Source organism: Streptomyces sp. N35 (genome assembly GCF_016464295.1).
In the GTDB taxonomy this organism is placed as follows: Bacteria; Actinomycetota; Actinomycetes; order Streptomycetales; family Streptomycetaceae; genus Streptomyces.
Genome location: NZ_JAEIMH010000001.1, coordinates 185005 through 210321, shown reverse-complemented (window position 1 = coordinate 210321; position 25317 = coordinate 185005). Strand labels below are relative to the sequence as shown.

22 protein-coding genes and 1 pseudogene are annotated in these 25317 nt (G+C 70.2%); 4 read left to right on the top strand and 19 right to left on the bottom strand.

The window, feature by feature from the left end; genetic code table 11:
- Positions 1-33 precede the first annotated feature (33 nt).
- Positions 34-354, bottom strand: coding sequence for a ferredoxin (gene fdxA, locus JAO81_RS00865; protein ID WP_165336834.1), 321 nt, complete (start codon positions 352-354; stop codon positions 34-36).
- Positions 355-494: 140 nt separating this feature from the next.
- Between fdxA and JAO81_RS00860 the strand changes: the two genes are divergently transcribed.
- A complete protein-coding gene (locus tag JAO81_RS00860; RefSeq protein WP_199545751.1) occupies positions 495-1502 on the top strand; it encodes a GNAT family N-acetyltransferase in 1008 nt (335 codons plus the stop codon).
- A 3-nt stretch (positions 1503-1505) separates the two neighbouring features.
- The gene (locus tag JAO81_RS00855; protein ID WP_199545750.1) at positions 1506-2333 is read left to right on the top strand and encodes a transglutaminase-like domain-containing protein; all 828 of its coding nucleotides are present in this window, start codon (positions 1506-1508) and stop codon (positions 2331-2333) included.
- A 41-nt stretch (positions 2334-2374) separates the two neighbouring features.
- Here JAO81_RS00855 and JAO81_RS00850 read toward each other — a convergent pair whose 3' ends face one another.
- The 4 genes from JAO81_RS00850 to JAO81_RS00835 all read right to left on the bottom strand — a co-directional run bounded on the left by JAO81_RS00850 (position 2375) and on the right by JAO81_RS00835 (position 6007).
- The gene (locus tag JAO81_RS00850) at positions 2375-2992 is read right to left on the bottom strand and encodes a response regulator transcription factor (RefSeq protein ID WP_199545749.1); all 618 of its coding nucleotides are present in this window, start codon (positions 2990-2992) and stop codon (positions 2375-2377) included.
- Entirely contained in the window at positions 2989-4218 is a 1230-nt protein-coding gene (locus JAO81_RS00845; RefSeq protein ID WP_199545774.1) for a sensor histidine kinase, read from the bottom strand. The genes JAO81_RS00850 and JAO81_RS00845 overlap by 4 nt, the downstream gene beginning before the upstream one ends.
- 110 nt (positions 4219-4328) lie before the next feature.
- Positions 4329-5078 carry an ABC transporter permease gene (locus tag JAO81_RS00840; RefSeq protein WP_199545748.1) on the bottom strand — a complete coding sequence of 250 codons (750 nt, stop codon included), beginning with the start codon at positions 5076-5078 and terminating at the stop codon, positions 4329-4331.
- On the bottom strand, positions 5075-6007 hold the full coding sequence (locus tag JAO81_RS00835; RefSeq protein WP_199545747.1) for an ABC transporter ATP-binding protein: 933 nt from the start codon (positions 6005-6007) through the stop codon (positions 5075-5077). Before JAO81_RS00835 ends, JAO81_RS00840 begins: the two co-directional genes overlap by 4 nt.
- A gap of 224 nt (positions 6008-6231) precedes the next feature.
- Here JAO81_RS00835 and JAO81_RS00830 point away from each other — a divergent pair, with 224 nt between their 5' ends.
- Complete coding sequence (locus tag JAO81_RS00830) at positions 6232-7530, top strand: lipase (RefSeq protein WP_199545746.1); 1299 nt, start codon at positions 6232-6234, stop codon at positions 7528-7530.
- A 250-nt stretch (positions 7531-7780) separates the two neighbouring features.
- On the opposite strand, the gene JAO81_RS00825 is transcribed toward JAO81_RS00830, so the two are convergent.
- From JAO81_RS00825 to JAO81_RS00810, 4 genes are all read right to left on the bottom strand, one after another.
- On the bottom strand, positions 7781-9811 hold the full coding sequence (locus JAO81_RS00825; protein WP_199545745.1) for a hypothetical protein: 2031 nt from the start codon (positions 9809-9811) through the stop codon (positions 7781-7783).
- A gap of 210 nt (positions 9812-10021) precedes the next feature.
- The gene (locus JAO81_RS00820; RefSeq protein ID WP_374194240.1) at positions 10022-10393 is read right to left on the bottom strand and encodes a DUF6113 family protein; all 372 of its coding nucleotides are present in this window, start codon (positions 10391-10393) and stop codon (positions 10022-10024) included.
- A 71-nt stretch (positions 10394-10464) separates the two neighbouring features.
- Positions 10465-11412, bottom strand: coding sequence for an N-acetyl-1-D-myo-inositol-2-amino-2-deoxy-alpha-D-glucopyranoside deacetylase (gene mshB, locus JAO81_RS00815; RefSeq protein WP_199545743.1), 948 nt, complete (start codon positions 11410-11412; stop codon positions 10465-10467).
- Between the two features lie 52 nt (positions 11413-11464).
- On the bottom strand, positions 11465-11659 hold the full coding sequence (locus JAO81_RS00810; RefSeq protein ID WP_199545742.1) for a DUF2304 family protein: 195 nt from the start codon (positions 11657-11659) through the stop codon (positions 11465-11467).
- A 258-nt stretch (positions 11660-11917) separates the two neighbouring features.
- Here JAO81_RS00810 and JAO81_RS00805 point away from each other — a divergent pair, with 258 nt between their 5' ends.
- On the top strand, positions 11918-14044 hold the full coding sequence (locus JAO81_RS00805; RefSeq protein WP_199545741.1) for a S9 family peptidase: 2127 nt from the start codon (positions 11918-11920) through the stop codon (positions 14042-14044).
- 33 nt (positions 14045-14077) lie between these two features.
- On the opposite strand, the gene JAO81_RS00800 is transcribed toward JAO81_RS00805, so the two are convergent.
- The 10 genes and pseudogenes from JAO81_RS00800 to JAO81_RS00755 form a co-directional block, all read right to left on the bottom strand.
- Positions 14078-15088, bottom strand: coding sequence for a hypothetical protein (locus tag JAO81_RS00800; protein ID WP_199545740.1), 1011 nt, complete (start codon positions 15086-15088; stop codon positions 14078-14080).
- A 202-nt stretch (positions 15089-15290) separates the two neighbouring features.
- A complete protein-coding gene (locus JAO81_RS00795) occupies positions 15291-16373 on the bottom strand; it encodes an ABC transporter ATP-binding protein (RefSeq protein ID WP_165333151.1) in 1083 nt (360 codons plus the stop codon).
- Positions 16366-17343 carry an ABC transporter ATP-binding protein gene (locus JAO81_RS00790; RefSeq protein ID WP_199545739.1) on the bottom strand — a complete coding sequence of 326 codons (978 nt, stop codon included), beginning with the start codon at positions 17341-17343 and terminating at the stop codon, positions 16366-16368. The genes JAO81_RS00795 and JAO81_RS00790 overlap by 8 nt, the downstream gene beginning before the upstream one ends.
- A gap of 7 nt (positions 17344-17350) precedes the next feature.
- Positions 17351-18340 carry an ABC transporter permease gene (locus JAO81_RS00785; RefSeq protein ID WP_199545738.1) on the bottom strand — a complete coding sequence of 330 codons (990 nt, stop codon included), beginning with the start codon at positions 18338-18340 and terminating at the stop codon, positions 17351-17353.
- Positions 18333-19256, bottom strand: coding sequence for an ABC transporter permease (locus JAO81_RS00780; protein WP_165333154.1), 924 nt, complete (start codon positions 19254-19256; stop codon positions 18333-18335). The genes JAO81_RS00785 and JAO81_RS00780 overlap by 8 nt, the downstream gene beginning before the upstream one ends.
- Before the next feature lie 58 nt (positions 19257-19314).
- On the bottom strand, positions 19315-20937 hold the full coding sequence (locus JAO81_RS00775) for an ABC transporter substrate-binding protein (RefSeq protein ID WP_199545737.1): 1623 nt from the start codon (positions 20935-20937) through the stop codon (positions 19315-19317).
- A 164-nt stretch (positions 20938-21101) separates the two neighbouring features.
- Positions 21102-22250, bottom strand: a complete 1149-nt coding sequence (locus tag JAO81_RS00770) for an ABC transporter ATP-binding protein (RefSeq protein ID WP_199545736.1) — start codon at positions 22248-22250, stop codon at positions 21102-21104.
- Positions 22243-23305 (bottom strand): annotated as a pseudogene (locus tag JAO81_RS00765) (ABC transporter ATP-binding protein). Before JAO81_RS00765 ends, JAO81_RS00770 begins: the two are co-directional and overlap by 8 nt.
- A 13-nt stretch (positions 23306-23318) precedes the next feature.
- The gene (locus tag JAO81_RS00760; protein ID WP_199545735.1) at positions 23319-24272 is read right to left on the bottom strand and encodes an ABC transporter permease; all 954 of its coding nucleotides are present in this window, start codon (positions 24270-24272) and stop codon (positions 23319-23321) included.
- Positions 24265-25191, bottom strand: a complete 927-nt coding sequence (locus JAO81_RS00755; protein WP_199545734.1) for an ABC transporter permease — start codon at positions 25189-25191, stop codon at positions 24265-24267. Before JAO81_RS00755 ends, JAO81_RS00760 begins: the two co-directional genes overlap by 8 nt.
- Between the last annotated feature and the right edge of the window lie 126 nt (positions 25192-25317).

Genomic DNA, 25317 nt, shown 5'->3' with positions numbered 1-25317 from the left:
CGCCGTACGGGACCGTGGAGCGTTGCCCGCCGCTTACTGGTTCTGCGGCGGCAGCGCGGCGATGAAGGGGTGGTCCCGGTCGATCAGGCCCAGCTTGCTCGCACCGCCAGGGGAGCCGAGCTCGTCGAAGTACTCGACGTTCGCCTTGTAGTAGTCCTTCCACTCCTCAGGAGTGTCGTCCTCGTAGAAGATCGCCTCGACCGGGCAGACCGGCTCACAGGCGCCACAGTCGACGCATTCGTCCGGGTGGATGTACAAGGACCTGGCGCCCTCGTAGATGCAGTCGACCGGGCACTCTTCGATGCACGCCTTGTCCTTGACGTCGACACAAGGCTGCGCGATGACGTAAGTCACGCTGTCGTTCCTCCTCGATAGGGCGCTGGCGGGCCTCCTGGGCCTCCGCCACCTGGCGCGCGGGAGCGCGGCGTCGTCGATGCCCGCACCTAGTATCTCCGTTCCGGGGCATGATCCGAACAGGAGGGGCGGACTGAGCTGTGGAAATCATCGGTGGCGGTCTTCTCGAAATCCGCATCAACCGCTCTGACGTGGGCAAACGGGTCTCGGTCCGGGCCTTGACGGATCCCGGGACGGCCGGTGGGAAGTTCACCGACACGGTGGGCGTTCTCACATCCTGGAACGATGGTGTGCTGCTCATCACACGGCGTGACGGTACGGCCGTCCGTATCCCGGAATCCCGCCTGGTCGCGGGCAAGGTCGTGCCCGCCGCCCCGGCCCGGCGGCGGGGACCTGCGGCTTCGTTCGAGGAGCTCGCGCGGGTGGCGGCACGCAGCTGGCAGCCGGTCGAGAGCGAATCGCTCGGGCGGTGGGAGCTGCGGGCCGCGGACGGCTTCACCCGCCGGGCCAATTCGGTGCTCGCGCTCGGCGACCCCGGCATGCCACTCGATCAGGCACTCGCCGTCGTACGGAAGTGGTACGGGGAGCGCGGGCTGCCCGCGTTCGTGCAGACGTCCACCGGGGCCGAGGGCACCCATGAACTGCTGTGCGCGGAGCTGGAGTCGAGGGGCTGGGCGCCCGAGACGCACGCACAGGTGCGGATCGGCGCGCTCGCTCCGGTCGGGGACGTCGATGCCGATGTGGCCCGGGTGCGGCTCTCGCGGACCTGCGACGAGGCATGGCTGAGCCGCTACCAGCGGTTCGGGGAGGGCTCGCCCGCGGTGCTCAAGGTGCTGCACAACGGACCCTCCGTATGGTTCGCGTCCGTTCCCTCGCAGGACGGCGGGGCGCCCGCGGCGATCGGGCGGTGCGTGGTCGACGGGCGGTGGGCCGGGTTCATGGCGGTCGAGGTCGATCCCGCGTACCGGCGGCAGGGTCTGGCGACCGCGGTGATGACGGCGCTCGCGCGCAAGGCGCTCGACGAGGGCGCCTCGGCGGCCTGGCTGCAGGTCGAGGCGGACAACTCGGGGGCGCAGGCGATGTACGAAGCCATGGGCTTCGCGGTCCATCACCGCTACCACTACCACCGGGCCACGGACCCGTCCTGAGCCATGACCGAGTCGCAGTGGCGTGACCAGTTCGCCGAGGAGGCCCGGGCCGAGCGCCCGGACCTCGCGCTGCTCTGCCTGCTGATCGGGGCGGAGGCGCAGGGGGCGCGGGACGGTACGGGCATCGACACGGCGCAGATCGAGCTGGACCGGCTCGCGGGTCTGGTGCCGTACCGGCCGGGCGGGCCGCTCGCGTGGGCCCGTGCGGTGGGTGAACTCCTCGGTGAGCGCTGCGGGTTCCGCGGTGCGCCGGCCGACTACCAGCGCCTGGAGTCCTCGCTTCTGCACGAAGTGCTGCGGCGCCGGCGGGGGTTGCCGATCCTGCTCTCGGTGCTGTGGATGGAGGTCGCGCGCCGGGCCGGCGCGCCCGTGTACGGCGTCGCCCTGCCGGGCCACTTCGTCGTCGGCTTCGGCGAACCGGGCGCCGAGCCGCTGCTCGCCGACCCGTTCGACGGCGGCCGGGTCCTGACCGGCACGGACGCCGCACTGCTGGTGGCGGGCGCGACGGGAGCACCCCTTGACCCCTCGATGCTCCACCCTGCGTCCCCCCTGGACATCGTCCTGCGCATCCTGAACAACATCCGCGCCTGGGCTGCGGCGCGGCCGGAGCAGTCGGGAGTGGCCCTGTGGGCCGTGGAGCTGTCCCTGCTCCTGCCCTCGCATCCTGCGCGATTGCGGTATGAGCGGGCTCAACTTCTGGTGCAGCGCGGCGAGTTCGTGCAGGGGGCAGCGGAACTCGACGCGTATGCGGAGGTGGTGGACGCGGTGGACCGGGGGGCGGCGGAGCAGATGCGGCGGGAGGCTCAGCGGGCGCGGGCGCGGCTGAACTAGGGCCTGTGGTGCCGGGTGCGGGTGGGTGGCGCCTGCGGTGGTTACAGCCAGCCCTTGTCGCGTGCGATCCGTACCGCCTCCGCGCGGTTGCGGGCCGCGAGTTTCTGGATCGCCGTCGACAGGTAGTTGCGGACCGTGCCCTGGGACAGGTGGAGGCGGGCCGCCAGTTCGGCGTTCGTGGCGCCGTCCGCCGCCTCGCGCAGGACGTCGCGCTCGCGGTCCGTGAGCGGGTCCGCGCCCTCCGAGAGGGCCGCGGCGGCCAGGGCCGGGTCGATGACCTTCTCGCCGGCGAGCACCTTGCGTACCGCTTCGGCGAGCTGGGACGCCGGGGCGTCCTTGACCAGGAAGGCCGAGGCGCCGGACTCCATCGCGCGGCGGAGGTAGCCGGGGCGGCCGAAGGTGGTGAGGATGACGATCTTCAACGCCGGGAATTCCACGGCCAGTTCGGCCGCCGCCTCGAGCCCGGTCGCGCCCGGCATCTCGATGTCGAGGAGGGCCACGTCCGGCGCGTGGGCGCGGACCGCACCGAGCACCTCGTCACCGCGGGCGACCTGGGCGACCACCTCGATGTCGGGTTCGAGCCCGAGGAGCGCGGCGAGCGCTTCGCGGACCATCGACTGGTCTTCGGCGAGGAGGACCTTGATCGTGGAGGGGGTCATGCGTCGGATCCTAGAGGTGCGCCGGAACCTGGCGGTACGTCGGATCCCGGAGACCCATCAGCCCCCGGAGGCACATCAGCCCCCGGCCGTACGGAACGGGGGGCGGCGGCCCCCAGGGGCACCCGGGCGCCCGGCCGGAAGCCCTTGCGGCGGGGCCCCCCCCCCAGGGTCCCCCCGGCCGCCGACAGCCGTTCCTCCAGGCCCGTCAGGCCGTTGCCCCGACCGCCCGTCACGGCGCCCGGCCGACCCGCGCCGAGCCCTTCGCCTTGGCCCGCGGCCCCGCCCGGCCCGTCGTCCTCCACGACGAGTTCGAAGACCGGGCCGTCCAGGGTCTGGCGGCCGACCAGGTCCACCGTGCAGCGCCGGGCCCCCGAGTGGCGTACGACATTCGTGACGGCCTCGCGCAGCGCCCACGCGAGGGCCTCCTCCGCGGCCTCGGGGAGCGCCGGGGCCTGCGCCGGGACGGTCGCCGCGATCCCGGCCGCCGCCAACACCGTCCGCGCGCCCGCCAGTTCACCGGAGAGCGTCGCGCGGCGGTATCCCGTCACCGCTTCCCGTACGTCCACCAGGGCCTGGCGGCTGACGCGTTCGATGTCCGCGATCTGGCCGGCCGCCTGCTCGGGGTGGGCGGGAAGCATGCGTCCCGCCAGTTCGCTCTTGAGCGTGATCAACGACAGCGAGTGCCCGAGCAGATCGTGCAGATCCCGGGCGAGCCGCAGCCGCTCCTCGTTCGCGGCGAGTTCCGCGACCGTCGCGCGGGCCTCACGGAGCTGGATCGTGGTCCGTACGAGCTGGCGGATCCCGCACATCGCGAAGCCGATCATCAGCGTCAACAGGCCGAGCGAGGCGACCACTTCACCGATCGGCTCCGTACGCATCCCGATCACGATCATGGTCGCGGTGACCACGGGGATCGCCCAGCGTGCGTGCCGGAAGGGCAGCACCGCGCCCATCGCCACGGAGACGTAGATGAACAGGCCCAGCCAGTTGTCCCCGAGGCTGTACGCGAGCGCCGAGCCGAGCCCGTAGAGGAAGAGCAGCGAGAGGCCCGGGACCAGCCAGTCGCCGATGCGGGAGGTGAAACGGAAGACCAGGGAGAGATACGCGGCGACGAAGACCCCGAGGCCGAGCCAGCCAAGGACCGTGGCGGCCGTGGTGTGGTGGCCGCCGGCCAGGTCCTGGATCGGGGAGGCCAGGAAGACCAGCCAGATGCCGATCCACATCATCTTGGCCAGGGCCGTCCTGCGGTTCGCCGGCGGGCGGCCGATGGGGATCTCGATGTCGTCGGCTGCGTCGTATTCGTCGGAGGGGGACACCCCGCCGCGGCCTTCGTCGTTCACGCCTTCCGCGCGTCCTTCCGGTACAGCCACGCCGCCCCGCCCACGAAGAGCGCGAAGTACACGGCGAGAGTGGCGAGATCACGGGCACCCGGTGCGTTGCCCAGTTCGATGGCCTGGCCCAGGGCCGCGTACGCGTGGGTGGGGAGCCACTCGGCGATGTTCCGCAGCCACTGCGGGAAGGTCGTCATCGGCATCCACAGACCGCCGAGCATCGACAGACCGAAGTAGACGATCATCGTCAGCGGGCGCACCGCGTCACCGGTCGCGAGATAGCCGAGCGCCACACCGAGCGCGGCGAAGACCAGGCTGCCCGCCCAGATGGTGCCGGTGAGCGCGAGCCACTGCCAGGCGGCGAGATGCACGCCCTTGGCGAGGGCCGCGACCACGAGGACGACGACGATCGACGGCAGGCTGACCACGGCCGCGCTCGCCGTCTTCGCGAGCACATAGCCGCGGCCGGGGAGCGCGGTCAGGCGCAACTGCCGTACCCAGCCGCTCTCGCGCTCTTTGGCGATGCGTTCGCTGTTGCCCATGAGGACGGCGGTCAGGGCGCCGAAGGAGGCCATGGACACCATCATGTACGTGGGCAGGCTCAGACCGCCGATCATCTCGGCACTGTCGGCGTTGCCCGCGATGAGCAGAAAGAGCGCCGCCGGGTAGATCACGGAGAAGAACAGGAACTTGCGGTTGCGCAGGGCGCGGCTCAGTTCGAGCCGGATCAGCGCGCGTGACGTGAACGTGTTCATGCCGCCTTGGCCTCCTCGGCCTGGGTGAGGGTGACGAAGGCCTGTTCCAGGCCGAGGCCGGCGACCTCGAGATTGCGGGGGTAGAGGCCGAGTCCGTACAGGGCGTGCACCGTGGCGTCGGCGTCGTGGGAGCCGAGACGGACCGTACGGCCGGAGATCTCGAGGGAGTTGACGGCGGGCAGCGCGGCGAGCCGTGCCTCGTCCACGGCGTCGTCGAGGTCGAAGGAGACCTTGCGCGCTCCGGCCTTCGCCTTGATCTCGGCGGCGGTGCCGTCCGCGAGGAGGCGGCCGCGGTGCAGGACGAGGACGCGGTCGGCGATCGCGTCGGCCTCTTCGAGGTAGTGCGTGGCGAACAGGACCGTACGTCCCTCGTCGGCCTGCTCGCGCATGGTCGCCCAGAAGGCCTGCCGGCTGGTGACGTCCATGCCGGTGGTCGGCTCGTCGAGCACGATCAGCTCGCTGTCGCCGGCGGTGGCGAGCGCGAACCGTACGCGCTGCTCCTGGCCCCCGGAGAGCTTGTCGACCTTGCGTCCGGCGAGCTGGGTGAGCCCGGCCTGGGCGAGCACCCGGCCCACCGGGTGCGGGCGCGGGTGCAGCGCACAGGCGAGCTCCACCAGCTCCCGCACGGTGACTTCCGCCATGAGCCCGCCGCTCTGCAGCATCGCGCCGACCCGGCCGGCCACGATCGCCTCGCGGGGCGTCGTACCGAAGACCTCGACGGTGCCGCTGTCGGGGGCCCTGAGCCCGAGCAGCAGATCGAGGGTGGTGGACTTCCCCGCGCCGTTGGGGCCGAGCAGGGCGACGGTTTCGCCGGGGTGCAGGGTGAGGGAGAGGCCGTCGACCGCGCGGACGGTGCCGTAGCTCTTGGCCACGTTGTCGAAGAGCACCGTCTGTCGGCGCGCGGCGGCGGTGGTCGCTGAGGTCGTCATGTGATCCACGATCCCTCCGCGAGGGGTGCGCACGGCAGTGTCGGCGGTCGTGGGTCCGGCATGACAGGTGTCATACGAGGGTGGCGCGGGCGGCGTACGGGGGAAACCGCAGGCCACGGGGTGGGGCTGGCACCCGGCGCGCTCGGGGGACCTCTCCAGTGCGCCGGCCCATGGCCGCGGACGAAGCTGAACTGGCCCGGTCCGCACGCCAGTTGGAGGATTCGATGTCCGCTCGATCTGCCGCCTTCGCCCGCCGCACCCGCCGCACCGCCGCGCTCCGGGCCGGTGCGGCCGCGGTCTGCTGCGGTCTGCTCCTGGGCACTGCGGGCGTCTCGGCCGCGGCCGTCCAGGCGCCCGCCACCGCGCACGGACGGGACGCCCCGTCCCCGTGGCGCGGCAGCTTGGTGTCCGCCGAGAAGCTGTACACGCTCGCCTCGCCGGAGGCCGTCTCCGCCGAGCTGCGCCGGGCCGGTTTCGAGGACGATGCCGTACGGCACGGCGTGACCGCCTACCGGCTCGTCTACCGGACCGTGGACGCACAGGGCCGGCCCACCACCGCGAGCGGGCTGTTCGTCCTACCCCGCAGCGGTGAGCGACGCCTTGCCACCGTCTCCTTCGCGCACGGCACCGGCAGCCACAAGGACGACTCCCCCTCCATGAGCCGGGCCGAGTTCGTCTCGGCCCCGGTGATCGCCCACGCCTCGGCGGGGGCGGCCGCGGTGGGGCCCGACTATGTGGGGATGGGCAAGGGTCCCGGCCCGCACCCGTGGATGGACATCCCGTCCGAGACCACCGCCTCCCTGGACATGCTCCGGGCCGCCCGCGCCTTCGCGCCGCACACCGGCCGGACCCTTCAGCGCCCGGTGCAGGTCACCGGCTTCTCGCAGGGCGCCTCCGCGGCCCTCGCGCTCGGCCGCGCGCTGCAGGACGGCGCGGATCCGTACTTCAGGCTCGGCGCACTGGCGCCGATCAGCGGTGCGTACGACTTCGGCGGTACGGAGCTGCCGGCGCTGCTCGAAGGCCGCCTGGAGGCCAAGTCCGGTGCGGTGTACGCGGCGTACGCCCTGGTGGCCTTCAACCGGCTGCACCCCGTCTACGACGATCCCGCCGAGGTCTTCCGCGCGCCGTACGACCGCACGGTGGAGGCGCTCTTCGACGGCGCGCACACCGGGGAACAGCTGATGCGCGGCACACCCGGCACCGTGGACGAGCTGCTGACCGCGCGCGGCCGGGACCTGCTCGCCCATCCGACGGGCGGCCTCGCGGAGGCGCTGCGCGGGACGGACGGCGTCTGCCGCGGCTGGGCGCCGCGCACACCGGCGCGGCTGTACATGGCCTCCGGCGACGAGCAGGCCGTCACGGAGAACACCGACCGGTGCCAGGAGTGGCTGCGCGAGGAGGGCGTGGACGTGCCGGTCGTCGATCTGGGGGCCGTGGACTACGCGGGCTCACGCCATCTGGGATCGAACGCGGCGGGCACCACGGCGGTGGTGCGGTGGTTCGAGCGGCTGCGGCGGTCGTGAACAGGGCGGGCCCGGCACGAAGTGAGCCCGGCACGACGACCGTCGTACCGGGCTCACTCAGGACCCGACCGGCTAGACGAGTAGTTCCGAATTCCCTTCGTCCGCCCGAAGGGCGGGTCGCGCGGCGTCTGGTGCGTGCGATCGCAAGGCGCCGGGATGTCCTCGTAGCGGAGCTACTAGGGCATTTCGGCAACGCGGCGAGCGTGCGTGCCAGACGCCGCGCGACAGAAGGGAATTCGGAACTACTCGTCTAGGGGTTCGTCTCGATCGTGACCGTGCGCTCGGCCTCGGTCTTGCCGCGCAGGGCCGTGCCGACCGCGACGACGACGTCCTTCTCGTTGAGGGCCGTCTTCTTGCCGTTGCCCCGCGTGATCATGACGCCGTCGAACGTCGAGCCGTAGAGCTCCCTGAGCGCGGCCTCGTCGTACTTCTCGGTGAGCTGGCCGTCGGCCGTCGGCACCACCCGTACGAACTTGTAGATGGACTTCTCGGGCGAGAACTGGATGAACTGGCCGCTGTCCACCCGGACCGTGATGATCCCGGACATCGCCGGATTCGCGAACTCCTTCATCATCCGGTCGACTTCCTCCTTGGACACCTTGGGGGCGGCCGTGGAGACGGGCAGCTCGACGGCGGCGCGCTCGCCGGTCTCGACCTGCTCGCGGTACGCCGCCTCTATGGCCGCGACCGAACCCTGCGGGTTGATCCGCTTGCCTTCCTTGCCGTACACGGGCGTCGCCTTGCCCGGCGAGAAGGTGATGCCGCCGTCGCCGGTGGAGGTGGAGCCCGAGATGCGCTCCAGGGCGTCGGTGAGCTTCTCCTCGTCGACCGGCATCTCGGGCTCGACGACCCGCTCGCCGCCGAAGAGCGAGCCGATCACCGAGACCGGGTTGTAGTCGCTGCCGGCCGCCGCGCGCACGGTGGCCTGGGTGTCGAGGGAGAGACCCGCCTGCTCCGGTTCCAGCTCGGCCTTCTTGCCGGACACGGTCAGCTCGAGCGGCTGCGTGGTGCGCTCGCCGAGCGCCGCGTCAAGCTTCTTGACCGCGTCGTCGCGGGTGCCGCCGCCGATGTCCACGCCGAGCACGGTGGTGCCCTTGGGCACGTCGGAGTGGTTCATCAGGAGGCCGGCGCCGTAGGCGATGCCGAACAGGCCGATGACGCCGCCCGCGGCGAGGACCAGCTTGTTGCGGCCCTTCTTCACGGGACGCGGGCTGCTCGCGGCCGGCGGCGGGGTCTGCACCGGCGGGGCGCCCTCACCGGGCGGCGGAACCTGCGGTGCGAACGGGCTCGGCGGCGTGCCCTGCCCGGGCGGCACCACGGGGATGCCGCTGGTCAGGGTGTCACCGGAGACCTGCCCCGGCGCGGGGATCGGCGCGGGCGCGGGTGCGGGCTTCTGCGGAGTGGGGACGGGGGTGCCCCCCCCCACCCGGGGGGGCCGGGGCGCCGGGGGGGGGGGCCCACCCTGCGGGGGGAGGCCCGCCGGCGGCGGCGCACCCGCACCGGTCGCCGGGCCGGTGGTGGGGCCGGACGGGCCCGAGGGGTTGCGGGGCGGTCCGGCGGGCGCACCGGAGGGGCCGCCCTGCGCGCCGGGCGGAACCATCGGGCCCTGACCGTGCGGACCGCCGAGCGTGCTGCCGGGAGGGCCGCCCAAGGGACGGTTCCCCGGTCCTGCGGCCGCGGCGCCGGGCCGCGGCCCGGCGGGTGAACTGGGCGGCGCGGCACGGCCGGTGTCCCCGCCGAGGTCGCTGAGGCCGCTCTTCGGACGCGGGCCCTGCTGTGCCGCCTCGGGCCCGGAGCCGTTGCGATACGGAAGGTCGCCGCGCGGCGTGGGCCCCGAAGCCTGGCCGCCCGTGGTGGCGGGACCACCCGTGGCACCCGCCGACGGCTTGCGCGGGGCGAACCAGTCGCTGGTCTTCTCGTCGGTCCTGCCGGAACCCGACGGCTCCGGCTCGGGGGCCGGCTCGGGCGCGGGCGCCGCCTCGGCTCTGGGCACACCGGGGATGTCCTGGGTGGACGAGGAACCGGCGCCCTCACCCATCGGCTTGCGCATCACGACCGGCGGGATGGGCCGCGACCCGGGGATGTTGATCCGGATCCGGGTGGTCAGCGTGGTCTGTGTCTCGGGCTCGTCCGCCGGCGGCTCGACCGGCTCCATACGGTCCGCGTCGAGGTTCGCGTCCGGTCCGCCCGACGGAGTTCCGTACGGGGGCGTGCCCGAGGGGTAGGCGGCACCTCCGCGCCCCTGGGGCCCGGAGGACGGACTGTCTGTTTCACGACTCAAGGCAGGTTCTCCCGATCGGCTTCACCGCCCGGCCTTCGTTGCGCGGAACCTCGGTGCCCGAGATTCCCGGAGCCTCGGTTTGTCGAGTCCCGATCTGCAAACGACCGTGTGTGGACGGCCCGGCGGCGCGCACCACCATACTGGCCGCGCCCGGCGCGCATCCTGTGACCGTCGCCAAACAGGGATGGGCCGGACTTCTCAAGTGGTGCGTCACTTGGCAAGTCGGGCAGCGAGGCCGCCTGGTTGCGACGGGGCGCCGAGCGTGGCAGACATCACAGCAACTGCCATACCACCGAGGAGATAGAGGTACGAGCTCGCTCCTGTGCCGAAGACGAAATCGCCCTCCGGCCGTGTGGTGGTGAGGAACAGCACGGTCAGCAGCCAGCCGGCGCCGGGTGCGAAGGCACCGGACCGTGCCCCGAGCGCCCGCGCACCGCCGTAGAAGACTCCGGCCGCACCGAGCAGCGCGAGCAGCAACCCGGCCGGGAACCAAGCGGATTGGAGCAGTGCGCCCGCGACGCCGACGAGTGCGCCGAGGACGACGAGCAGCACATGGACCAGTACGCGCAGGCCCGTGGGCATGCTCTTCACCGGCTCGGCGACGGGCGCTTCGGGCTTGGGTCCACCGCTCGCGCGGGACGGCTTCGGGGTGCTCATGCGTTCTCCTCGGGCAGTGCGTTCTCCTCGGGCAGTGCGGACTCCTCGGCCGGTGCGGACGGCGGCAGGCCGGCGAACAGGTCGTCCTCCAGCTGCCCCGCGTCCGCGCCCGGCTCCCCTCGTACCAACTCGTAGTACTCATCGGCGAAGAGCGGCTGCGCCAGGTTGTTGGAGAGCGCGAACCACGGCTCGAGGACCGCGACCTGGGTGGCGTGGGCGCGCATCGCGGCGGCTTTGGCGGCGCCGTACGGGCCTGCCTCGATCTTCGTGGTGACGGCCGCGTCGTCGACCACACCCGGCACATCGCCGATGACCGCAGCCTCGGCCCAGGGCAGATGACCGAGCGCGCCGCGCAGGACCTCGAAGCGTTCCTCGGCCACCGAGCGCGGTACGCGGTTGTAGTAGACCTTGGCGATCTTGTGCGGTGCGCCGAGGTCGCGGCGGAAGGCCGGCTCGGCCGCGAGGTCCGCGGCGCGCAGGGCCACCCGGTGGGCCTGGATGTGGTCGGGGTGACCGTAGCCGCCGTTCTCGTCGTACGTGACGAGCACCTGCGGGCGTACCTCGCGGATCACCGCGACGAGATCGGCCGCGGCCTCGTCGAGGTCGACCCCCCAGAAACCGCTCTGGTTGGTGGCCAGGCCCATCATCCCGGAGTCGCGGTAGCGCCCCGGCCCGCCGAGGAAGCGGTGGTCGGTGACGCCGAGTTCCTTCATGGCCCGGTCGAGTTCACCGATGCGGTGGGCGCCGAGGGTGTTCTCGCGGTCGGGAGCGAGATGGGCGAGATCGGACGGAATGACCTCGCCCTCCTCGCCGAGCGTGCAGGTCACGAGGGTGACCCCGGCGCCCTCGGCCGCGTACCTGGCCATGGTGGTGCCGTTGTTGATCGACTCGTCGTCGGGGTGCGCGTGCACGAGAAGGAGACGACGGGCGGGCTGTTCGGTCATGGGGCAAGCGTACGAGGCGCCCCGGGCAGGGACCGATACCAGCGGGGCGGGGTCAGAAGCGGATGTCGCTGAGCATCCCCGCGATGTTGGTCGTGACGTCGCTGATGGTCGGAGCGACCGAGGAACTGGCCAGATAGAAACCCAGCAGGACACAGACGATCGCGGGCCCGGCCTTCAGGCTTCCTTTCTTGATCATGAGGATGACGATGATCAAGAACAGCACCACCGCCGAAATCGAGAGCGCCATGCGGCCGGCCTCCAAGCTCAGTCGCACAGGTCGGGGCCTGTGCACGGTCGTCCTCAAGTCCCGCGGCCCCTACGGAAGTACGGGCCCGCCAGGTTCCTACCACCCAGCGCTACGGATCATAACTTTCCGTACGAACGCATGGATGGTGCATGGCAGCACATGGGGGCGCACGCATTTCGGCCAAGCGGTCCATGGAGGTCCCGCACAGGTCCGATTCCCAAGGAGGCGTACTGGCGCCCGGATCAGTAGCCTCGGGGGATGACGACCGGACAGCAGTCTTTCCCCCGCCGGCATGCGCGCACACAGCGGTTCTCCCTCGGTACCCCGCGCGCATTCACCGTGTCACCCGATGGAGAGCGCGTGACCTTCCTGCGGTCACGTTCGGGTACGGATCGGGCGAATCTGCTGTGGGTGCTTGACATCGAGGACGGTACGGAGCGGATCGCCGCGGACCCGGAGGTGCTGCTCGGCGGCGCCGAGGAGGAGCTGTCCCGGGCCGAGCGCCAACGGCGCGAGCGCAGCCGGGAGTTCGGCGCGGGCGTGGTGGCGTATGCGACCGACGCGGCGGCCGAGCTTGCGGCCTTCACGCTGTCCGGGCGCCTGTTCACCTCGGAGCTGCGCGCCGGCACCGCGCGTGAACTGCGGGTTCCCGGCCCTGTGATCGACCCGCGACCTTCGCCGGACGGCCGGCTCGTCGCCTATGTCGCCCAGGGGGCACTGCGGGTGGTCGGCGCCGAGGGCGAGGGCGATGTGGCGCTCGCCGAGCCCGAGGGGCCCGAAGTCACCTACGGACTCGCGGAGTTCATCGCCGCCGAGGAGATGCACCGCTACCGGGGCTTTTGGTGGTCCCCCGAGTCCGACCGGCTGCTCGCCGCCCGCGTCGACAACTCCCCCGTGCAGCGCTGGTGGATCGCCGATCCCGCGCACCCCGAGGACGGGCCGGTGCAGATCGCGTATCCGGCGGCGGGCACGCCCAACGCCGAGGTGCGGCTCTTCGTGCTCGGCCTCGACGGCGCGCGCACCGAGGTGAACTGGGACCGGGACCGCTATCCGTATCTGGCCCGGGTGCACTGGTCGTCGGCGGGCGCGCCGCTGCTGCTCGTACAGACCCGTGACCAGGGCGGTCAGGTGTATCTGGCGGCGAACCCGGACGACGGTTCGACGCGGATGGTGCACGCGGACGAGGACCCGGCGTGGCTGGAACTGTTCGCCGGCGCCCCCGCCTGGTCGCCGAGCGGCCGCCTCGTGCGGATCGCGGACGAGGGCGGGGCGCGGGTCCTGACGGTGGGCGACCGGCCGCTGACCGGACCGCAGTTGCAGCTGCGTTCGGTGCTCGACATCGGCGAGAGCGACGTCCTGGTCCAGGCGTCGGCGGGCGCCGAGTCCGCCGCCCCTGAGACCGGTGAGGTGCATGTCTACCGGGTCAACGAGCTGGGGGTCGAACGGCTTTCGCAGGACCGGGGCGTGCACTCGGCGGTCCGCTCAGGCGACGTCACCGTCCTGGTGTCGGCCCGGCCCGAGCACCCCGGCGCACATGTGCAGGTACTCAAGGACGGCAAGCAGAAGGCGGTCATCGCGTCGTACGCGGAGCAGCCGGGGATCACGCCGCGCATGACCCTCACCGAGGCGGGCGAACGGCGCATCCCGTGCGCCGTCCTGCTCCCCACCGGCTATACGGAGGCCGAAGGTCCGCTGCCCGTCCTCCTCGATCCGTACGGCGGCCCGCACCACGCCCGCGTGGTCGCCGCGCACGATCCGTATCTCACGTCGCAGTGGTTCGCGGACCAGGGCTTCGCCGTGGTGATCGCGGACAACCGGGGGACGCCGGGGCGGACTCCCGGCTGGGAGAAGGTGATCAAGGACAATCTGGCGGCGGTGGTCCTCGAGGACCAGGTCGACGCGCTGCAGGCGCTCGCCGCGCGCTTCCCCCTGGACTTGGAGCGCGTGGCGATCCGCGGCTGGTCCTTCGGCGGCTATCTCGCCGCACTCGCGCTCCTGCGCCGCCCGGATGTCTTCCACGCGGCGATCGCGGGCGCCCCGGTCACCGACCAGCGCCTGTACGACACCCACTACACGGAGCGCTATCTCGGCGATCCGGCCAAGCAGCCCTCCGTATACGCGGAGAACTCCCTGGTCACCGACGAGGGTCTGTCCGGTGCCGTGGAGCCGGCGCGGCCGCTGATGATCGTGCACGGGCTCGCGGACGACAACGTCATGGTGGCGCACTCGCTGCGGCTCTCGTCGGCGCTGCTCGCGGCGGGGCGGCCGCATGAGGTGCTGCCGCTGTCGGGCGTGACGCATGCGACGCCGCAGGAGCAGGTGGCGGAGAACCTGCTGCTGCTCCAAGTGGACTTCCTCAAGCGGTCGTTGGGGCTGAACCGCTGAGGCTCCTGAACCCGCCGAGTCCGCGGGGGCCGCTCACCACCCTGGAGGCAGCGAGGAAGGCGGCGGCGGTCCGTACGTGCCGTCCGCGGGGTCCCACCCGCCGTGCGCCGGCTCGGCGCGGCGCTCGCGTCCGCGCAGGAGCGCAAGCAGGGACACCGCGCCGGCCAGTGCGTAGAAGAGCTGGCTGAGCACACTGAGCTGGACCTCGAGGGGCGCGTCCATCAGACCGTCGAACTGGTCGGTCTCCACGATCCAGCCGATCCCGGCGGCCCCGAACACCAGGTACACGGCGGCGGCCGTCATCCCCAGGGCCCGGCTGAACGAGGCGCGCTGCAGCGCCGCGATCGCCGCACCCAGGGCGAGCAGTGCGGCCGACCACACCAGCCAGCCGGCCGGAGGGTCGAGCACCGTGCTCAACGAGACGTCGCCGACGAGCAGTCCGCGGTACTGGCCCCACCCGAGATCGAGCGCGTTGTGCCCCTGCCAGGCGCCGCCCACGGCGCCCGCCGCGCCCAGGAAGATGAACGCCGTCGCGGCCGCGCCATTGGTGGGCCGCGGCGGTTCCCGCTCGTCGTCGAAGGTGTATGAGTAGGAGGCGCTCTCACCGGCCGGGCGGCGCCCGAACGCCGCGAGCAGCAGCAGGATCAGGCCGAGAGCGACGGTGGCCACGGCGCTCGTGAGCAGCCGCACACGGATGTCGATGAAGCCGAACCGCTCCTCGTCCCTCAGGAGCCAGACACTCGGAGCGCGGGCGATGACCGCGAGCACCCCGGCCGCCACGAGCGAGGAGGCGGCGGACGGCGCGTGCACGGCGGTCACGGCGACGGCGGCGCACACCAGGAAGAGGACGAGGTCGATCAGGCTGGAGTACAGGACGAGTTGGGCCTCGGGCGGCAGGCCCGACCACACCCGCCAGAGCGGTTCGGGGCTCTCCGCCTCGTACAGATCGCGCACGATCCAACCCGCACTGATCAGCGCGACCAGCGCGGACGCCACGGATCCGGTGATCCGCGCTCCCCGGGTGAGTATCTGCGGCTGCCCCATAGGCCGCGATACTCCCGCTGTGCGGGGGATTGAACAAGGGGGCGGCCCGCAAAGCGAGCAAAGCGATCGGCCGGGACGACATGGCGCGCCCCGGCCGATCTACGGCACCCGCACGGCCGTACACAGATCAGCGTGACCGGTCCGTGATTCGGCGTTGCGACACCTAAGTTGCCTGCGTGTTAACGCACTTGATGGCGGAGCGTCACGATTCGTCCGACTCCGGAACCACCTGCTTCTCCTCGGCGAAGTGGCACGCCGAGGGATGCGCCGTGGGCCCGCCCTCAAGGCGGAACACGGCCGGCACCGCGAGCTCCGGCACCTCCAGCTCGCACCGCTCCTGCGCCTTCCAGCACCGCGTACGGAACCGGCAGCCGGACGGCGGGTTGGCCGGGGACGGCACGTCGCCGCTGAGGATGATCCGCTCGCGGTGCAGCCGGGCGTCCGGGTCCGGGACGGGCACGGCGGAAAGGAGTGCCTGGGTGTAGGGGTGCGTCGGGTGGTCGTAGATCTGCTGGTCGCTGCCGATCTCGACGAGCCGCCCGAGGTACATGACCCCGACCCGGTCGGAGATGTGCCGCACGATCGACAGGTCGTGTGCGATGAACACGTACGCGAGACCGAATTCGTCCTGGAGCTTCTCCAGCAGGTTCACGACCTGCGCCTGTACGGAGACATCGAGCGCCGAGACCGGTTCGTCGGCCACGATGATCTCGGGCCGCAGGGCAAGACCGCGCGCGATCCCGATGCGCTGGCGCTGACCGCCGGAGAACTGGTGCGGATAGCGGTTGATGTATTCGGGGTTGAGCCCCACCACGTCCAGGAGCTCCTGGACCTTCTGCCGTCGCGAGCCCTTCGGCGCGACCTCGGGGTGGATCTCGTACGGCTCCCCGATGATGTCGCCGACCGTCATCCGCGGGTTCAGGGAGGTGTACGGGTCCTGGAACACCATCTGGATATTGCGCCGCACCGCCTTCAGCGCACGCCCGGACAGCTTGGTGATGTCCTCGCCCTTGTAGCGGATCTCCCCCGCCGTCGGCTGCTCCAGGTTCACAAGCAGCTTGGCGACGGTGGACTTGCCGCAGCCCGACTCCCCCACGATGCCGAGGGTTTCGCCCGCGCCGAGGTCGAAGTCGACCCCGTCGACGGCCTTGACCGCACCGATCTGCTTCTTGAAGAGGATCCCCTGGGTCAGCGGGAAGTGCTTGACCAGACCGCGCACTTCGAGGATCGGCTCACCCGCCGGAGCCGAGGACTCCCGGGGCGCCTCCTTCGTCAGCTCAGGCATCGCGCAGCGTCTCCTTCCAGAAGTGGCAGGCGCTCTGCCGCTCCTCGGTCACCTGGGCCAGCGGCGGGACGTCCGTACGGCACACGTCCTGGGCCCGCGGGCAGCGCGGGTTGAAGGCGCAGCCCGGCGGAATCGCCATCAGGTTGGGCGGCAGGCCCTTGATCGCGTAGAGCTCCTGGCCCTTCTGGTCCAGGCGCGGGATCGATTCGAGCAGGCCCTTGGTGTACGGGTGGGCCGGGGCCTTGTAGATGTCGTGGACGGGGGCGCGCTCGACGATCCGGCCCGCGTACATCACCGCGATCTTGTCGGCCACGTCGGCCACGACGCCGAGGTCGTGCGTGATGAGGATCAGGCCCATGTTCAACTCGCGCTGCAGCTCCGCGAGCAGGTCCATGACCTGGGCCTGGACGGTCACGTCCAGCGCCGTGGTCGGCTCGTCCGCGATGATCAGCGCGGGTTCGAGAGCCAGCGCCATGGCGATCATGATGCGCTGGCGCATACCGCCGGAGAACTGGTGCGGATACTGCCCGACCCGCTCCTTCGCGGCCGGGATACGCACCCGGTCCATCAGCTCGACGGCCTTGAGCTTCGCGTCCTTCTTGGACATCCCGCGGTGCACGATGAACATCTCGGCGAGCTGGTCGCCCACGCTCAGCACGGGGTTCAGCGAGCTCAGCGCGTCCTGGAAGATCATCGCCATCTGCGCACCACGGACCTTGCGCCGCTCCTCCTCCTTGAGCTTCAGCAGATCCTGGCCCTGGAAGAGGATCTCGCCGCCGGTGATCTTCCCGGGCGGCATGTCGAGGATGCCCATGATCGCCTGGGCGGTGACCGACTTGCCCGAGCCGGACTCGCCGAGCACGGCCAGGGTCTCGCCCGCGTCGACCTCGTAGGTCACGCCGTTGACGGCCTTGGCCACCCCGTCCCGCGTACGGAACTCCACCTGCAGATCGCGTACTTCGAGCAGCATGCGACCATCACCTCAGCTTCGGGTCGAGGGCGTCGCGCACCGCGTCGCCGAGCATGATGAACGCGAGCACGGTGATGCTCAGGGCGCCGGCGGGCCACAGCAGTTCATGCGGGTAGTTGCGGATGTAGTTCGAGGCGTTGGAGATGTCGATGCCCCACGAGACCGTCGGGGGCCGCAGACCGACGCCCAGATACGAGAGGGTCGCTTCGAGCGCGATGTACGTGCCGAGCGCGATGGTCGCGACGACGATCACGGGGGCGACGGCGTTGGGCGTCACGTGCCGCAGCAGCATCCGGGTGTTGCTCGCGCCCAGCGCCCGTGCGGCCTGCACATAGTCGTTCTGCTTGGCGGTGATCACCGCGCCCCGGGCGATACGGGAGATCTGCGGCCAGCCGAGCAGGATCATGAACCCGACCACCGGCCAGATGGTCGAGGAGACCACCACCGACAGGAAGACCAGACCGCCGAGCACCACCGGGATCGCGAAGAACACATCCGCGAGCCGCGAGAGCAGCCCGTCCCACCAGCCGCCGAAGAAACCGGCGAGGCCGCCCATGATCGAGCCGAGGATGGCCACGCCGAGGGTGGCGCAGATACCGACGGAGATCGAGGCACGGGCCCCGTACACCGTCCGCGTATAGACATCGCAGCCCTGCGCGTCCGTGCCGAAGGGATGCCCGGGTCCTGAGGACTGATGGGCATCGGCGAGCTGGCAGGAGTTGGGGTCACCGCTCGCGATCAGCTGCGGCCAGATCGAGATCAGCACCAGGAAGAAGATCAGCAGCGAGGAGATGATGAAGACCGGGTTGCGGCGCAACTGCTGCCAGGCGTCCGTCCACAGGCTGCGGGCCTTCTCCTGAGGACCGGTGCCCAGCGGGCCGCCCGGGGTCTTCTCCAGCGTCTCGGCTTCGCTCATCGCCAGGTCCATCGCTCCGCCCGCACCGGTCGGCGCGATCGCGTCCTTCGCGACGTCCTTGGGGTCGTAGGCCTCAGGCATAACGGATCCTCGGGTCCAGGACCGCATACAGCAGGTCGACAAGGAGGTTGGCCACCAGGAAGACGATCACCAGGATCGTCACGAAGCCGACCACGGTCGGGGTGTTGCCGCGCAGGATGCCGTTGTAGAGCTGGTAGCCCACGCCGTGGATGTTGAAGATCCGCTCGGTGACGATCGCGCCGCCCATCAGGGCGCCGATGTCCGCGCCGATGAAGGTGACCACCGGGATGAGCGAGTTGCGAAGGAGGTGCTTGGTGATCACCCGGCGCCGGGGAAGTCCCTTGGCCACCGCGGTGCGTACGTAGTCGGCGCGGGCGTTCTCCGCGATCGAGGTCCGCGTCAGACGCGTGACGTACGCGAGCGAGACGAGGGCGAGCACGATGCCGGGCAGGATCAGCTCGTTGAGCGGTGCGTCCGTGGAGACCGTGGGCCGCACCCAGCCGAGCTTGAGACCGAACAGGTACTGCAGCAGATAGCCGGAGACGAAGGTCGGGACCGAGATCACGATCAGCGTCAGGACGAGCAGCGAGGTGTCCAGCGGACGGCCCCGCTTGAGGCCGCTGACCACGCCGAGGGCGATACCGACGATGATCTCGATGACAATCGCCACGAAGGTGAGCTTCGCCGTCACCGGGAAGGCCGTGGCCATCAGCTCCGTGACCTTCTGCCCGTTGAACGCGGTGCCGAAGTCGCCCCGGAAGATATTGCCCATGTAGTGCAGGTATTGCTGCCACAGAGGCTTGTCGAGGCCGAGATCCTCGCGGATGCGCGCGGCCGTGGCCGGGTCGGGCGCCTTGTCGCCGAACAGCGCCGCGACGGGGTCGCCCAGCGCGTACACCATGACGAAGATCAGGAAGGTCGCTCCGATGAACACCGGGATCATCTGGAACAGCCGCCGGATCACATAGCGTCCCATGACAGCTCCGGGGGTCGGAAAGGCCGCCCTGAAGCGGGCGGCCTTTCGGGCGAGTTGGTCAGTTGACCTTGATCTGGTCGTAGACCGGGACGCTGAACTGGTTGAGGGTCACGTCGGAGACCTGGTCCGAGTAGCCGGCCGAACCGTTCTGGTACCAGAGCGGGATCGCGGGCATCTGCTCGGCCAGGACCTTCTGGGCGTTCTGGAAGTCCGCGATGGCCTTGGCCTGGTCGGGCTCCCGGTTCGCCTTGTCCACCAGGTCGTTGAAGGCCTTGTTGTCGAACTTGCCGTAGTTCGACGAGGCGTCCTTGTAGTACAGCGGCTGCAGGAAGTTCTGGATCAGCGGGTAGTCCGCCTGCCACCCCGAGCGGAACGGGCCGGTGAACTTCTGTGCGCCCAGCTGGTTCTTGAAGTCCGCGAAGGTGCCGATCGGGTTGACCGTGCAACTGCCCTTGCCGATCGCGTTGTTGATGGAGTTGCAGACCGCGTCCATCCACACCCGGTGGGAGCCGGTGTCCACGTTCGAGGAGATCGTGACCTTGCCGCCCGGCAGGCCGCCGCCCTCGGCGACCAGCTTCTTGGCCTCGTCCGGGTTGTACGTACAGGCGTCCCCGCACATGTCCTTGTAGCCGCCCTTGTCGCCGAGGGCGGCGGACGTCCAGTCCTTGGCGGGTGTGCGGGTCTCCGAGAAGATCTGCTTGGTGATCTCGTCGCGGTTGATCGCCATGGACAGACCGCGGCGGACCTTCTCCATGCCGGCCTTGGACCAGTTGGCGTCGTACATCGGGAAGACCAGCGTCTGGATGATCAGCGCGGGCTGGTTGATGTAGCGGTCGCCCAGGTCGGCCTTGACGTTCTTGAGCTGCTGCGCCGGGACGTCGTCGACGAGGTCGAGGTTGCCGGCCATCAGGTCCGTGTACGCGGTGTTGTTGTCGGTGTAGACCTTGAGGTCCACGCCGCCGTTGACCGCCTTGTCGTCGCCCTTGTACCCGTCCCAGGCGCGGAGCTTCATCTCCGAGCCCTTGGCGTACGACTCGACGGTGTACGGACCGTTGCCGACCGGCTTGGACAGCCACCCGTCGTGGTCCTTGAAGAAGGTCTCGGGCAGGGGCGAGAAGGCCTGGTAGCCGAGCGTCTCGGGCCACAGCGAGAACTTGTCCTGGAGCGCCACGGTGAAGGTCTTGTCGTCCTTCACCACCAGGCCGCTCATGGTCTTCGACTTGGGGGCACCGGACTCCGGGTGGACCTCGTCGTAGCCCTTGATGTTGGAGAAGAACGGCGCGTTGTTCTGCTTGTTGTCCACGTGCGCGCCGTAGTTCCAGGCGTCGACGAAGGACTTCGCGGTCACCTTCTCGCCGTTGCTGAAGGTCCAGCCGTCCTTGAGCGTGACGGTGAAGTTCTGCGAGTCGGTGGTCTCGATCTTCTCGGCGATCAGGTCCTTGGCCTCGCCGGTCTTCGGGTCGTACTTCTTCAGACCCCTGAAGAGCATGTCGAGGACCTTGCCGCCCTGCACCTCGTTGGTGTTGGCCGGCTCGACCGGGTTCTGCGGGTCACCCCACGAGGACCTCACGATCCCGGAGCCGTCACCGCTCCCGCCGCTGCCACCGCCACCGCAGGCGGTCGCCGCCAGGGCTACGGTCACCGCGCATGCGGCCCACTTGGCGCGTGTGGCTCCACGCATGGAGTGCCTCCTTAACAGGCCAGAACTCAGTTAGGGCCCAATCCCCCCCATCCACCCTGCTACCCCACCTTTACGGCGGCTTTCCGGGTCCGCGCCCACCGGACCGCCGGAACCCCCGGACGCCCATGCGGGCATCCGGGGGTTCCGGGTCGTACGAGATCCGCTTACGCCGCGTGCACGACGTCCTTCTCCTCGGCGAAGTGGCAGGCCGACTCGTGGGCGGCCGGCGTGTCCTTGCCGACGAAGACCTGCGGGATCGCGAGCAGCGGCACCTCTTCGGCGCAGCGGTCCTCCGCCTTCCAGCAGCGGGTGCGGAAGCGCCAGCCCGACGGCGGGTTGCCCGGCGACGGGACGTCGCCGGTGAGGATGATGCGCTCGCGGCCCTCACGGGCCGCCGGGTCCGGCACCGGCACCGCGGAGAGCAGCGCCTGCGTGTACGGGTGGGTCGGGTGGTCGTAGATCTGGGTGTCGGTCCCGATCTCGGCCATCTTGCCCAGGTACATCACGCCGACGCGGTCGGAGATGTGCCGCACGATCGACAGGTCGTGCGCGATGAAGATGTAGGAGAGGTTGAACTCGTCCTGCAGCTTCTCCATCAGGTTGATGACCTGCGCCTGCACCGATACGTCGAGCGCGGAGACCGGCTCGTCGCAGATGATGATCTCCGGGTTGAGCGCGAGGCCGCGGGCGATGCCGATGCGCTGGCGCTGGCCGCCGGAGAACTGGTGCGGGTAGCGGTTGATGTACTCGGGGTTCAGACCGACGACGTCGAGCAGGTCCTGGACCTTCTTGCGCCGGTCACCCTTCGGGGCCACCTCGGGGTGGATGTCGAAGGGCTCCCCGATGATGTCGCCGACCGTCATACGCGGGTTCAGCGAGGTGTACGGGTCCTGGAACACCATCTGGATGTTGCGGCGCACGGCCTTCAGCGCGCGCCCCGACAGCTTGGTGATGTCCTGGCCCTTGTAGAAGACCTCGCCGGCGGTGGCCTTCTCCAGCGTCATCAGGAGCTTGGCGACCGTGGACTTGCCACAGCCGGACTCGCCCACGATGCCGAGGGTCTCGCCGTGGTACAGGTCGAAGGAGATCCCGTCGACGGCCTTGACCGCGCCGACCTGCTTCTTGAAGAGGATGCCCTGGGTCAGCGGGAAGTGCTTGACCAGGTTGCGCACCTGCAGAATCGGCTCGCCCTGCTGGACCGGCGCCTCGATCGCGGCGACGGCCTCGGTCTCGGTGGCGGCGTCGACCGTCGCCACCTCGGTGACGTTGGGGGTCGCGTCCACGGCCTCTTCGCTCTTGCTGAGATCAGCCATGGATCGTCTCCTTCCAGAAGTGGCACGCGCTGCCGCGGCCGGGCAGCTCGCCGCCGTCCCGCTCGGTCACCGGGAGCAGGGCCGGGATGTCCGTACGGCAGATGTCCTGGGCCTTCGGGCAGCGCGGGTTGAAGGCGCAACCGCTCGGGATCCGGGTCAGGTTGGGCGGCAGACCCTTGATCGCGTAGAGCTCCTGGCCCTTCTGGTCCAGGCGCGGGATCGAGTCGAGCAGACCCCTGGTGTACGGGTGGGCCGGGCGCTTGTACAGCTCGTGCACAGGCGCGGTCTCGACGATGCGGCCCGCGTACATCACGGCGATCTTGTCCGCGACGTCGGCGACCACGCCGAGGTCGTGGGTGATCAGGATCAGACCCATGTTGTACTCGCGCTGCAGCTCCGCGAGCAGGTCCATGACCTGGGCCTGGACGGTCACGTCGAGCGCCGTGGTGGGCTCGTCCGCGATGATCAGGTCCGGCTCGAGGGCCAGGGCCATGGCGATCATGATGCGCTGACGCATACCGCCGGAGAACTGGTGGGGGTAGTCGTTGACCCGCGCCTTGGCGGCGGGGATCTTGACCCTGTCCATCAGCTCGACGGCCTTGGCCTTGGCCTCCTTCTTGGAGAGGCCCTGGTGCACACGGAACATCTCGCCGAGCTGGTAGCCCACGGAGAGCACCGGGTTGAGCGAGGAGAGCGCGTCCTGGAAGATCATCGCGATCTTCTGGCCGCGGATCTTGCGCCGCTCGTCGTTGGACATCTTCAGCATGTCCTGCCCGCGGAAGAGAATCTCTCCCTTGGGGATACGGCCGGGCGGCATGTCCAGGATGCCCATGATCGCCTGAGCGGTCACGGACTTGCCGGAGCCGGACTCGCCGAGGACGGCGAGGGTCTCGCCGGCGCTGACGGTGTAGTTCATCCCCACCGTCCACGGCCTGGGCGCCACCGTCACGGGTGCAGACCTCCACGTGCAGACCGCGGCCTCCGAGCAGCGGCCCGCCGGAGCCGTCCGAGCCTCGGGGGCTCGGGACGCTCGACGTCTTGTCGATTGTTGTCACGGTTACGCCTCCCTCAGCGCAGCTTGGGGTCGAGGGCGTTGCGTACCGCATCGCCGAACATGAGGAACGAGAGCACCGTGATCGAGACCATGACGGACGGGACGATCAGGGTGTGGGGGGCCACACGCAGGTCCGCTCGTCCGCTGTTGACGTCGCCACCCCAGGACACGGTCGGTTCCGTGAGGCCCACGCCGAGGAACGACAGCGTCGCCTCGGCCGCGATGTAACCGCCCAGTGCGATGGTCGCGACCACGATGATGGGCGCGAGCGCGTTCGGCAGGATGTGCTTGAACATGATCCGGTACGTCGAGGCACCGAGCGCCTTGGCGGCCACCACGTAGTCGGCCTGCTTGATGGTGATCACCGCACCACGGGCCACACGGGCGATCTGCGTCCAGCCGAGGAACGCCAGGGCCATGATCACGACCCAGACGTTGCGCTTGTCGAACGCGTTGAGGACCACGAGGGCACCCAGGATGAACGGGATGCCCAGGAAGACGTCGGTCACCCGCGAGAGCACGGCGTCGAGCCATCCACCGAAGTAGCCGGCGATCATGCCGACCACCGTGCCGATGATGGTCACGCAGACCGTGACACCCACACCGACCATGATCGAAGCGCGGGCGCCGTACACGATGCGCGCGTAGACGGAGCGTCCCTGGAGGTCGTAGCCCAGCCATTCGGGTGAGAAGAAGCTGCCCCAGTGCGGAGCTTCCCGGAAGTGATTGGCCAGATCGGCGTCGCGGGGCGAGGCACTGGTGAACAGGCTCGGCCACGCGGCCATCACGAGGAGGAAGAGGATCAGGATCGCGGATATGAGGAACAGCGGGTTGCGCCGCAGATCGTGCCAGGCGTCGGACCACAGGCTGCGCGCCTTGGCCGGGCCCGGGCCGCTGTCCGGGGCGACGACGGCGGGAGCCGGCTCGCCGGTCGCGGTCGTGACCTTCTCAACTGTCTTGTCAGGCATACCGGATCCTCGGGTCCAGGACCGCGTAAAGCAGGTCGACGATCAAGCTGGCAGCGAGGTAGATGAGCACGATCAGCGAGGCGATGCCGACGACCGTGGCGCCCTCGCGGCGCAGCAGCGCCTCGTAGATCTCGATACCGACGCCGCGCACGTTGAAGATGCTCTCGGTGACGATGGCACCTGTCATCAGGTTGCCGATCTCGATACCGAGGAACGTGACGACGGGGATGAGCGAGTTGCGCATCAGGTGGACACCGATGATGCGGCGGCGCGGAAGCCCCTTGGCCACGGCGGTGCGCATGTAGTCGGCACGCAGGTTCTCCGCGACTGACGTGCGGGTCAGTCGGGCGACATAGGCGAGCGAGAGCGCGGCCAGCACCGTGGCGGGAAGCAGAAGCTCGGACATGTTCGTCGAGTCGGACACCGTGGCCTTGCCGATGCCGTACTCGATGGCGACCCACTGCATCAGGATGCCGAGCACGAAGGAGGGCATCGAGACCAGGACGAGTGTCAGCAGGAGCAGGCCGCGGTCGCGCAGCGTGTCGGGCTTGAGGCCGGCAACGATGCCGAGGCCCAGGCCGACAAGCGTGACGAACGTGAAGGCGAAGAGCGTCAGCCGCAGCGTGACGGGGAAGGCCTCGCTGATGACGTCTGCGATCGGACGGCCCGACGAGATCTGTTCGCCGAAGTCGCCCTGGACGAGCCTGACCATGTAGTCCCAGTACTGCACGAGCACCGGATCGTTGAGTCCGTACCGTTCCCTGAGGCTCTCGAGAAGGGCCGGATCACGCATGTTCTCGCCCATCAAGGCGCGGGCGGGATCGCCGGGCAGGACGTACATCATCAGGAAAATAAGCAGAGTTGACCCGATGAACACCGGGATCATCTGGAGCAGTCGTCGTGCGACATAGCGCCCCATAGGTGCCTCCGTGAGGGGTTACAGCAGCTGCGGGGGGGGCCCCCCCCGTCGGGGGGGGGCGCCGGGGGGGCCCCCCCCCCCCCCCGGCGGGGGGGGGGGGGGAGGGCCGGGGGGGGGGGGGGGGGG